General features: G+C 40.9%; 8 protein-coding genes, 13 tRNA genes and 1 pseudogene. 20 read left to right on the plus strand and 2 right to left on the minus strand.

Annotation, left to right across the window (positions count from 1 at the left end):
- Nucleotides 1-20: 20 nt before the first annotated feature.
- From G541_RS0108695 to G541_RS0108765, 15 genes are all read left to right on the plus strand, one after another.
- Nucleotides 21-94: transfer RNA gene (locus G541_RS0108695), tRNA-Pro, on the plus strand.
- Nucleotides 95-118: 24 nt separating this feature from the next.
- Nucleotides 119-192, plus strand: a tRNA-Met gene (locus tag G541_RS0108700).
- A gap of 16 nt (nt 193-208) precedes the next feature.
- Nucleotides 209-282 (plus strand) — tRNA-Ile (locus G541_RS0108705).
- Nucleotides 283-313: 31 nt separating this feature from the next.
- Nucleotides 314-403 (plus strand) — tRNA-Ser (locus G541_RS0108710).
- Between the two features lie 9 nt (nt 404-412).
- Nucleotides 413-486: transfer RNA gene (locus G541_RS0108715), tRNA-Met, on the plus strand.
- A 4-nt stretch (nt 487-490) separates the two neighbouring features.
- Nucleotides 491-563 (plus strand) — tRNA-Asp (locus tag G541_RS0108720).
- A 10-nt stretch (nt 564-573) separates the two neighbouring features.
- Nucleotides 574-646 (plus strand) — tRNA-Phe (locus G541_RS0108725).
- A 4-nt stretch (nt 647-650) separates the two neighbouring features.
- Nucleotides 651-733, plus strand: a tRNA-Tyr gene (locus tag G541_RS0108730).
- Nucleotides 734-738: 5 nt separating this feature from the next.
- Nucleotides 739-812: transfer RNA gene (locus G541_RS0108735), tRNA-Trp, on the plus strand.
- Between the two features lie 6 nt (nt 813-818).
- Nucleotides 819-892: transfer RNA gene (locus G541_RS0108740), tRNA-His, on the plus strand.
- A 9-nt stretch (nt 893-901) separates the two neighbouring features.
- A tRNA-Gln gene (locus G541_RS0108745) sits at nt 902-973 on the plus strand.
- A gap of 24 nt (nt 974-997) precedes the next feature.
- Nucleotides 998-1,068: transfer RNA gene (locus G541_RS0108750), tRNA-Cys, on the plus strand.
- A 43-nt stretch (nt 1,069-1,111) separates the two neighbouring features.
- Nucleotides 1,112-1,195 (plus strand) — tRNA-Leu (locus G541_RS0108755).
- Nucleotides 1,196-1,587: 392 nt separating this feature from the next.
- Nucleotides 1,588-2,520 (plus strand): NAD-dependent epimerase/dehydratase family protein, encoded by a 933-nt coding sequence (locus tag G541_RS0108760; protein WP_027827175.1) that lies wholly within the window; start codon nt 1,588-1,590, stop codon nt 2,518-2,520.
- The gene (locus G541_RS0108765) at nt 2,517-3,155 is read left to right on the plus strand and encodes an exopolysaccharide biosynthesis polyprenyl glycosylphosphotransferase (protein WP_027827176.1); all 639 of its coding nucleotides are present in this window, start codon (nt 2,517-2,519) and stop codon (nt 3,153-3,155) included. Before G541_RS0108760 ends, G541_RS0108765 begins: the two co-directional genes overlap by 4 nt.
- Before the next feature lie 285 nt (nt 3,156-3,440).
- Here the strand turns inward: G541_RS0108765 and G541_RS0108770 are convergent, their stop codons facing one another.
- On the minus strand, nt 3,441-4,043 hold the full coding sequence (locus G541_RS0108770; RefSeq protein WP_009553862.1) for a TIGR01440 family protein: 603 nt from the start codon (nt 4,041-4,043) through the stop codon (nt 3,441-3,443).
- A gap of 255 nt (nt 4,044-4,298) precedes the next feature.
- On the opposite strand from G541_RS0108770, the gene nrdD reads away from it, so the two are divergent.
- The 5 genes from nrdD (at nt 4,299) to G541_RS10070 (ending at nt 9,721) form a co-directional block, all read left to right on the plus strand.
- On the plus strand, nt 4,299-6,449 hold the full coding sequence (gene nrdD / locus G541_RS0108775) for an anaerobic ribonucleoside-triphosphate reductase (protein WP_027827178.1): 2,151 nt from the start codon (nt 4,299-4,301) through the stop codon (nt 6,447-6,449).
- Complete coding sequence (nrdG, locus tag G541_RS0108780) at nt 6,449-7,126, plus strand: anaerobic ribonucleoside-triphosphate reductase activating protein (protein WP_420890031.1); 678 nt, start codon at nt 6,449-6,451, stop codon at nt 7,124-7,126. The genes nrdD and nrdG overlap by 1 nt, the downstream gene beginning before the upstream one ends.
- 292 nt (nt 7,127-7,418) lie before the next feature.
- Nucleotides 7,419-7,817 (plus strand): transcriptional regulator SpxA, encoded by a 399-nt coding sequence (gene spxA, locus G541_RS0108785; protein ID WP_009553859.1) that lies wholly within the window; start codon nt 7,419-7,421, stop codon nt 7,815-7,817.
- Between the two features lie 95 nt (nt 7,818-7,912).
- A complete protein-coding gene (locus G541_RS0108790) occupies nt 7,913-8,632 on the plus strand; it encodes an adaptor protein MecA (RefSeq protein WP_027827180.1) in 720 nt (239 codons plus the stop codon).
- Nucleotides 8,633-8,812: 180 nt separating this feature from the next.
- Complete coding sequence (locus G541_RS10070) at nt 8,813-9,721, plus strand: competence protein CoiA (protein ID WP_051174647.1); 909 nt, start codon at nt 8,813-8,815, stop codon at nt 9,719-9,721.
- 25 nt (nt 9,722-9,746) lie between these two features.
- Here the strand turns inward: G541_RS10070 and G541_RS0108800 are convergent.
- Nucleotides 9,747-9,995, minus strand: a pseudogene (locus G541_RS0108800) (IS30 family transposase); the annotation flags it as partial.

Consider the following 9,995-nt stretch of genomic DNA (forward strand, 5'->3'; position numbering starts at 1 on the left):
TCCTGCTGGGTGCACTTTTTCGGGAAATAGCTCAGCTTGGTAGAGCACCTGGTTTGGGACCAGGGGGTCGCAGGTTCGAATCCTGTTTTCCCGATATGATGGTTTAACATCAGATGATCGCGGTGTAGCTCAGCTGGCTAGAGCGTCCGGTTCATACCCGGGAGGTCGAGGGTTCGATCCCCCCCGCCGCGATATTCATGTTGTATTTGGACCTTTAGCTCAGCTGGTTAGAGCAGGCGGCTCATAACCGCTCGGTCGTAGGTTCGAATCCTACAAGGTCCATCGGACCGTGTAGTTGACATGGTTTATATATGGAGGATTACCCAAGTCTGGCTGAAGGGAACGGTCTTGAAAACCGTCAGGCGGGTCAAACCGCGCGAGAGTTCGAATCTCTCATCCTCCTTTTTATTATCGCGGGATGGAGCAGTCTGGTAGCTCGTCGGGCTCATAACCCGAAGGTCGTTGGTTCAAATCCGGCTCCCGCAATTTTGGTCCTATGGTGTAGGGGTTATCACGCCTGCCTGTCACGCAGGAGATCACCGGTTCAAATCCGGTTAGGACCGTTTATATTATGGCTCGGTAGCTCAGTTGGTAGAGCAATGGATTGAAGCTCCATGTGTCGGCGGTTCGACTCCGTCCCGCGCCATTATGGATGGGTAGCGAAGTCTGGCTAAACGCGGCGGACTGTAAATCCGCTCCTTCGGGTTCGGTGGTTCGAATCCACTCCCATCCATTTATAGGGGTATAGTTTAACGGTAGAACTACGGTCTCCAAAACCGTCAGTGTGGGTTCGATTCCTACTACCCCTGCCATTGATGGCGATAGTGGTGAAGCTGGTTAACACACCGGATTGTGGCTCCGGCACGCGTGGGTTCGAATCCCATCTATCGCCCTTAAATATTGGGGTATAGCCAAGCGGTAAGGCAAAGGACTTTGACTCCTTCATGCGCTGGTTCGAATCCAGCTACCCCAATATGAGGATTTGATCCATTAATATGGCGGTATAGCCAAGTGGTAAGGCAGAGGTCTGCAAAACCTTTATCACCGGTTCGAATCCGGTTACCGCCTTTGGTTAGTAATCTAACCAGGCGTTAACATAATTTAATATTATGCCGGTGTGGCGGAATTGGCAGACGCGCTAGACTCAAAATCTAGTGTCCGTTAGGACGTATCGGTTCGACCCCGATCACCGGTATCAATGGAGCTCTATTTTAGGGCTCTTTTTTTATAATTTAATAATATTAAAAGACTGAACCTTTACATATTAGCACGTTATTTTAGTCTGGTAATAGCAGTGAAACACTGATAAGTATTGACATAATAAGGAATAAATAGTAAATTTTAAGGTGTTCTTGAAAAGTTTGAGGGGGAAGTTTGTTAGTAATACAACTTCCCTTGTTTATAGCTCGACCATATACCTGTGGCTTATTGTTCTCTACTAGCTGTTAGTTCTAGCGGCGAGTTTAAGCTCATACTTAAAGAAACATGAACTTTTATTCTAACAGACGGTTATACTGATAATTCAAAAGAGAGCAATATTGCTATTACTGATTATTGGCAATGATAGGGTATAGAGAGGAGTAAATAATGACAAAGGTACTAGTTACTGGTGGTGCAGGCTTTATCGGGTCCAATCTGGTAATTGAATTGGTTAATAAAGGTTATCAAGTAACTGTGATCGACGATTTATCAATGGGGATTAAAGCCAATTTAACTGAAGTATGGGACAAGATTACATTTTATGAACACGATGTTTGTGACCATGCTTTTATGCATCAGATTTTAGACGAAAACTTTGACTATATTTATTATTTAGCAGCTGTATCAAGTGTAGCTGATTCGGTAGTGCGTCCTTATGAGACACATCAAGTCAACTTGGAATCAGTTGTAGATACATTAGAATATTTACGGGTACGTGATTTACATCCTAAGAAGTTTCTTTTTACATCTTCGGCGGCTGTATACGGAAATTATCCTGAACTTCCCAAGCGCGAAGATAGTCGGGTGCAACCTCTGACCCCATATGCGATCGACAAGTATGCTGCAGAGCGTTATACGATTGATTATGGGACGTTATATGGTTTAAAGACGGTGGCTGTTCGGTTCTTTAATGTTTTTGGACCACGGCAAAATCCTAATTCACCTTATTCAGGTGTTTTATCGATTGTGACAAAATGTCTGTTGGATGATGAAGGATTTACCTTATACGGTGATGGAAGTCAGACACGTGATTTTATTTATGTTAAGGACATTGTTAATGCACTGATCTTTATTAGTGAAAAGCAGGAGAGCAATGATGTCTATAACATTGGTTACGGCCATCAAACGGCCTTGTTAGATGTTATCCGCCAATATGAACGGGTAGCAGGAAAAGACCTTGAGATTACTTTTGCGGATCGGCGGGCTGGTGACATTGCAGAATCACTAGCTGATGTGGCACGGTTAACTGAGTTAGGGTTTAAGCCTCAGTGGGGACTAGAAAAAGGTCTTGAAGAATATTGGGAGTATATTAAGCAATGAATGATGTGAAAACTGAGTATGATTATTTAAAACATATTGGGGAACCGATCCCTAAGTCTAAACTAGTCTGGAAAAGATTCTGGGACATTATATTTGGGCTAATTGGAATGATCATCAGTATTCCGTTTATTATTATCTTTGGAATAATCATTAAATTGACTTCTAAAGGACCTGTCTTCTATAAGCAAGAACGGGTTGGTTATATGGGAAAGAACTTCTATGTGGTAAAGCTACGCTCGATGCGCAACGATGCTGAGGCTAAAACCGGCGCGGTTTGGGCGCAAAAAGATGATCCGCGGGTGACACCTGTCGGCAAATTTATGCGTAAAACCCGTATTGATGAACTGCCACAATTTTGGAATGTTTTAAAGGGAGACATGAGTTTAGTTGGTCCTCGCCCTGAACGTCCTGAATTGACTGAGAAGTTTTTCAAGCAATGGCCAGAATTTCCGCAACGTTTACGGATCATCCCTGGTATTACAGGATATGCTCAAGTGAACGGGGGCTATGATATTGCCCCAGATGAAAAGTGCCACCTGGATAATTACTATATCGAGCATTACTCATTTGGTTTTGACATAAAAATTGCTTTGCAAACGATTAAAATAATGTTTACTGGTGATGGCGCACGCTGATAAAATGCACGTATCAACCGTTAATTTGTAAAGCAAAAAGAGTTAGAAAAATTAGCGAGTCAATTACCCAAGCATGAATTTGGTATTCTTCCGAATTCATGCTTTTTGTTTTGCTTAAATGATTATTTTTCGATAAGAAATCTTCAGTTGGTATGGAGGATCAGGGTGTCATACTTTGATCACAATGTTTTATATTTCAGAATTGCTCTTAATAAAAAATGCCCGATAATCATTAGCACAATTTGTCTAATAATTATCGGGCAATTTATTTACGAGATTTTATGCTTAGTGCATGTAGTATTGGTTAACTGGATGCTTGGTGTCAAATGGATCCCATTCGTACTTAGCACGTGCTCCCCCGATTAATTTTGGTCGGGACTTGAGATAAGTAACATGGGCATCACCAATTTCAGTGATAGAAGTGCGGACAGGAATTTGTACAAACTTGACATGCATCCCGATGGAAGTGTCGCCGATGTCCATTCCGCCAGCAGCAACGATATGTTCAACTTCAACAGGATCTTCAAATGCCTCGAAAGCAGCAATTTGACCGGAGCCACCAGCATGAACCTGAGGGAAGACCGTTACAATTTCTAAGTTGTTGGCTTCTGCCACGGAACGTTCAACTACTAACGCACGGTTCAAGTGTTCACATCCTTGAACAGCCAAATGAATGCCTAAAGGTTTGAGAGTATGGTGGATCGTGTTAACGATGGTATGTGCAACATCCAAACTAGGGTGTTTGCCAATGTGTTTGCCTTGAACTTCACTAGTGCTCATACCTAGAACAAAGATGTCACCGGCTTTAAAGTTGGATTGGCTTAACATTTCAGTTAATCCTTGTTTAGTTTGTTCACCAATTTTACTTAAGTCAATATGATGTTCCATAATTGGACCCTCTTTTCTATAATGTATACATTTTCATTATAGCTGATATAAAAACGCTAGCAACTTTAATGAACTTAAATTAATTTTTTGTCGAAAATGCGCAAAGTTATAACGATTTATATATAGAGGTAAATAATTGGTATTGTATTTAACAAGGGGACAGTATAGAATATAGTTGTTTGCCACACGATATGTTGTGGTTTTTGATAGCTTTATATACAATATATAGATATATAGGATGAAGGGGCGCTAATAATGGAAACCAGAACAGCAGTCAAATTTGCCTTTCCAAAGCAGGTTAAAAAAAATGATGGTTATCAGATGCCATTTGGATTATACAAAATCATACATATTTTACAGCAGATGAACATCAGTACTAGTGATCAAGAGCTGATTCTGGCACAGTTGGCAGATAGTTGGGCAGGACAAGATCAAGTAACAACTGCAGAGATTCGGCATACCTTGCTAGCAGTTTTGCGTGAACAAGGGCTGAATGATGCAGCTGACCAATATTTGACAGTGCGGCACCAACAATTAGCTGATTGGGAAGTTCAAACCAATCCTGAAAAAAGGTTAGCACGGTTACAGTCAAAAGATCCAACGTTAGTGCATGAAAATGCTAACAAAGATAGCAACGTTTTTAATACCCAAAGAGATTTAACGGCTGGGACAGTTGGTAAAACTTTAGGCTTAAAAATGATGCCTGAACATGTTGCTAAGGCTCATTTGCGGGGGGACATCCATTGGCACGATTTGGACTATACGCCATGGAGCCCAATGACTAACTGCTGTTTGATTGATTTTAAAGAAATGTTGACCAATGGTTTTAAGATTGGTAATGCTGAAGTTGAGTCACCTAAGTCTATTCAGACAGCGACTGCACAGATGGCGCAAATAATTGCTAACGTTGCATCCAGTCAGTATGGGGGATGCTCTGCTGACCGAATCGATGAAGTATTAGAACCATTTGCCTTACGCAATTATGAAAAACATTTACGGGAATCAGCTGAATTTATCGATAACCCTGATAAACAAGAACGTTTTGCCAAGAAACGGACGAAAAAAGATATCTATGATGCAATGCAGGGATTAGAATATGAGATCAATACGCTTTTTTCTTCGCAAGGACAAACTCCATTTACCACTTTAGGGTTTGGCTTGGGAACGTCGTGGATTGCTCGGGAAATTCAAAAATCAATTTTACGGATTAGAATTGCCGGATTAGGCCGTGAAAAACGGACAGCCATTTTTCCTAAGCTCGTGTTTACTATAAAACGGGGTTTAAACTTGCAGCCTGGTGATCCTAACTATGATATCAAGCAACTGGCCGTTGAATGTGCAACAAAGCGGATGTATCCAGATGTTTTGATGTATGACACGATCAAGAAGATAACAGGCAGCTTTAAAGCTCCTATGGGGTGTCGGTCTTTCCTTCAAGGATGGAAGGATGAACAGGGACGAGAAGTAAATTCGGGCCGGATGAACCTGGGGGTAGTTACGGTTAATCTTCCCCGGATTGCTTTAGAAAGTGACCACAAGATGGAACAATTTTGGGAAATTTTTGAGGAGCGAATGGAATTAGCCGAAGACGCTTTGGTTTATAAAGTCCAACGAGTTCTTGATGCTCAGCCAGAAAATGCGCCTATTCTGTATCAATATGGTGCTTTTGGTCAGCGTCTCAAGCCAGGTGAAAGTGTTAAAAAACTGTTTGAGAACGAACGAGCAACGGTTTCTTTGGGGTATATTGGCCTGTATGAAGTAGGGACGTATTTCTTTGGTCCTACCTGGGAAAAGAATAAAGAAGCTCATGATTTCACCTTGGAAATTGTTAAACGTCTAGCTGCAAAGTGTAAACAATGGTCACGAGAATATGGTTATCACTTTAGTGTGTACTCAACTCCAAGTGAGTCTTTGACTGATCGTTTTTGCCGTTTAGATACTGCTAAATTTGGTAAAATAAAGGATATTACGGCTAAGGAATATTATACAAACAGTTTCCACTATGATGTGCGGAAGCACCCCACACCATTTGAAAAGTTAGATTTTGAAAAAGATTATCCCTACTATGCTGCTGGCGGATTCATTCATTATTGCGAATATCCTAATTTAAAGCAAAATCCTAAAGCCTTGGAAGCAGTATGGGATTGGGCATATGATAAAGTAGGGTATTTAGGGACCAATACGCCGATAGATCAATGCTTTAAGTGCGGTTTTAAGGGTGAATTTAAGGCGACTGCCAAAGGATTTGAGTGTCCAGAATGTGGTAACCATGACCCTAAGACCTGTGATTGCGTCAAAAGAACATGTGGTTACTTAGGAAATCCACTGCAACGGCCAATGGTTCATGGGCGCCACGTTGAAATTGCTGCACGCGAGAAGAACTTAGCAGATGGGATGGTCGAATAATGTCTGATAAGCAAATTAAAATTAGTATCGGTGGCGATACCCAGTTTGTTTCGGCCAGTCAATTTATAGCTAAAAAGGAAAAGGCACAACCACGGCGGACTAAAAGACGAAGGGGTCCCCACAATCCGCAGCCGCAAGAATGGTTAGCGTCTGATTTAAGCCAGCAGATGATTGCGGATTATAAGCCGTTCAATTTTGTTGACGGTGAGGGGGTACGGTGTAGCCTTTATGTTTCGGGATGCAAGTTCGCATGTCCGGGATGCTACAACCGTGTTGCTCAGAATTTTCATTATGGACATCCGTATACGCAAAAATTAGAAGATCAAATCATACGTGACCTAGGCGAATCCTATGTGCAAGGGTTAACGCTGCTAGGGGGAGAACCATTTTTGAATACGCAAGTGTGTTTACGCCTAGTCAAACGAATTCGCCAAGAATATGGGCATAGTAAGGATATTTGGTCTTGGACAGGTTATAAGTGGGATGAATTGATGGTGGAATCTGCAGATAAGTTAGAGTTATTGTCCTACCTGGATATTTTAGTTGATGGAAGATTTGAAGAAGATCTGAAAGACTTAACACTGCAATTCCGTGGTAGTTCTAACCAACGAATCATTGATGTCCCGCAGTCCTTAGCTACTGGTAAAGTAGTAATTTGGGATAAGCTAGTGCATTAAAAAGATTGGGCTTGCCCAATCTTTTTTAATACCTATTGTTAAAAAGTAAGTGATGTGATAAGATACTTACATAGTGTTAGTAAATTTGTTGTTATAGAATTATTGCTCCTAAGATAATAAGCGAATACGAGTATCTGCTAGTTATACTTGCTTTGTAATGGGGCATAAGCAACATATTGGTGTCAAAAAGTTATTGTTTATTTAATAAATTACCTATATCTTTACTGAAAAAAAACAGGTAAAATATAGGTAGGATGTGTGAGGCTGACATATATAAAGGAATGTGATATTTATGGTTACTTTATTTACATCACCTAGTTGTACGTCATGCCGGAAGGCGCGTGCATGGTTAGAAGAACATAATATTCCTTATCAGGAAAGAAATATTTTTGCTGAACCCTTATCCAAGGATGAAATTAAAGAAATTTTGCAAATGACGGAAGATGGTACTGAGGAAATCATCTCGCAACGTTCCAAAGCTTACCAAAAGTTGAACATTGACTTGGATGAATTACCGCTAAAGGATTTGTTTGATTTAATTCAAAATAATCCTGGTATTTTACGACGTCCGATCATGTTAGATGAAAAGCGCCTCCAGGTAGGTTATAACGAAGATGAAATTCGGCGTTTCTTACCAAGAACAGTGCGGGCAATGGAATTACAAGAAGCACAGCGCTTAGCTGGTTTTTAAAATCTACGGTTAAAGGCTACTCACATGTTAGAGTGGTCTTTTTACTTTTTATTTGTTATTATTAACTGAATACTCTAGCAAAGGCAGGCACCACTATGGAAGTTAAGAAGATAAATGAAAATACTATTCGTGTTTTGCTTGAAAACCAAGATCTAACTGAACGTGGAATTACTGTCCTCGATTTGCTTGGAAACCAAGAAAAAATTGAAGAATTTTTTCGAAGCATTTTAGATGAAGTTGACAAGGAACATAGCTTTAGTGACACTGATGCGGTGACTTTTCAGGTTATGCCCAACCGGAATGGGTTGGAACTACTAATTATGAAGCCAACGCAAGATTCTCAGCCAATGAATGGCATGGTTGAAGAAGATACTGGGGAAAAGACACCTAATATTGCCGATTATTTGAAAGAGCATATCTTTAATGATCTCAGTCAAGATATGGAAAGTGACGATCGTAGGACGAGTCTTGAGGATGATGGTGATGGGGTGTCAGGCTATATTGAAGATGGCGGTGAATATTCTTCATACGTTATCAAGTTTGCCTCTTTTGATGACTACTTAGCGTTAGTCAATGTGTTGCAAAAAGATGATTTAGTGTCTAACTTGTATCTATATCAAGGTAATTACTATTTAGAATTGGTTGTTCTTGCAGATACAACTGATACGAGCGAAGAAGCAAATCTGTTAGCATTGGCCCATGAATATGGGCAAGCCAGTTCGATGCGATCAGAAGTATTGCACGAGCGGGGTAAGGTTATTATGGAAAAAGCGGCACTGCAAGTGAGCAAATATTATTTTTTAGAAGAAAAATAGCCAAGAGTGACTAAACAAGTCTTAACGGGATAGTCAATAATATTAAAGCGGGAATGTAGTTAAAAACTACACTTCTCGCTTTTTGTTTACCAAAATAACGTCAGTTCGGGTAATCAGTTCAAGCTCCTGTCTACTTTCCTATAAAACCACGTATTTTTCTAGTGAATAGGAGAGGATGACATGCTATACGCATTGGATTTACACACTAACCAATTAGTTGCTGCCAATCAAGCAACTTCCCAGAAGAATCTACTTTGTCCTGGTTGCCACAGTCCAGTAATCTTGCGTAAAGGGGCCCATAAAGTCGCTCATTTTGCCCATTATCGCCATAGCTGCCATACTTTTGCCGAAGGCGAAACGCAGGAACATTTGCAAGGTAAACAGTTACTAGTAAAGCAACTACAACAGTGGCCTGGGAATACTACTGTTGAAGCTGTTCTTCCACAATTATCACAGCGACCAGATGTTTTATATCAAGACCAGGATTATCGGTTGGCACTAGAGTATCAATGCTCACCGTTGACCACGAAACGTTTAATTCAGCGTTCAAGGGGCTACCACCAACATGGATTTCAATACTGTTGGCTACTAGGGAGACGTTATCAAATAAAGCACAAGTTGACAGCCCAGATCGCGCAATTTATCCGGTGGCACCAGCATCTAGGATATTATTTACTCTATATAGAAGTGGGGCGAGCACAGTTTGAAGTGCTATATAATATTCAAATGGCTGATTTTTTGCCACCACGTTACTTTTGTTATCGCACTTCGTCGTTTGAGCAGCTGCAGCAGTTCATGCATGAACCACAGGAATTATTTGTTTTCCCAATTACTCCTGAACAAAGAAGAAAGCAACTGTATCAGCTAGAGCGCACGTGGCGGTTTCCATCACGCCATGTACGTAATTTACAGAATCTTTGTTACCAACGACAACAAAACTTACTACGATTAGGTCCCGAGTTCTTAGCCACGGAGTATGAACCACCTTTTTTTGCGGGCTGGGCGTATGCTTGGCGCTTGCAACGGTATCTGGGGACAGAAGAAGTAGCCCAAAGGGAGCTATATCAACAACCTTTTATCAAACGGTAGATTGCAATAAATAACTTGAACAAATTTAATGACGCAGATTAAGCAAAAAGATCTCAATTGGAGTTCGCCAGTTCAAACATTTGAGTGGCCGTGAATTCAGATACCAGTTAATCTGAATCAATTCATCATCACTAATCTCTTCAATTGGCTGACCCTTAGGAATAAATCGCCGTAACACTCGATTACGATTCTCATTACTACCACGTTCATGCGGAGAATAAGCATGGGCAAAGTACAACGGCACGCCGGTATTTTTCTCAATTGATTGGTAGTT

It is taken from the genome of Ligilactobacillus saerimneri DSM 16049 (assembly GCF_000423265.1).
GTDB classification, from domain to species: Bacteria; Bacillota; Bacilli; order Lactobacillales; family Lactobacillaceae; genus Ligilactobacillus; species Ligilactobacillus saerimneri.

Excerpts from the sequence above, each read along its gene's own strand:
- G541_RS0108760 (WP_027827175.1), top strand. The coding sequence starts at position 1,588 with ATGACAAAGGTACTAGTTACTGGTGGTGCAGGCTTTATCGGGTCCAAT.
- G541_RS0108765 (WP_027827176.1), top strand. The coding sequence starts at position 2,517 with ATGAATGATGTGAAAACTGAGTATGATTATTTAAAACATATTGGGGAA.
- G541_RS0108770 (WP_009553862.1), bottom strand. The coding sequence starts at position 4,043 with ATGGAACATCATATTGACTTAAGTAAAATTGGTGAACAAACTAAACAA.
- nrdD (WP_027827178.1), top strand. The coding sequence starts at position 4,299 with ATGGAAACCAGAACAGCAGTCAAATTTGCCTTTCCAAAGCAGGTTAAA.
- nrdG (WP_420890031.1), top strand. The coding sequence starts at position 6,449 with ATGTCTGATAAGCAAATTAAAATTAGTATCGGTGGCGATACCCAGTTT.
- spxA (WP_009553859.1), top strand. The coding sequence starts at position 7,419 with ATGGTTACTTTATTTACATCACCTAGTTGTACGTCATGCCGGAAGGCG.
- G541_RS0108790 (WP_027827180.1), top strand. The coding sequence starts at position 7,913 with ATGGAAGTTAAGAAGATAAATGAAAATACTATTCGTGTTTTGCTTGAA.
- G541_RS10070 (WP_051174647.1), top strand. The coding sequence starts at position 8,813 with ATGCTATACGCATTGGATTTACACACTAACCAATTAGTTGCTGCCAAT.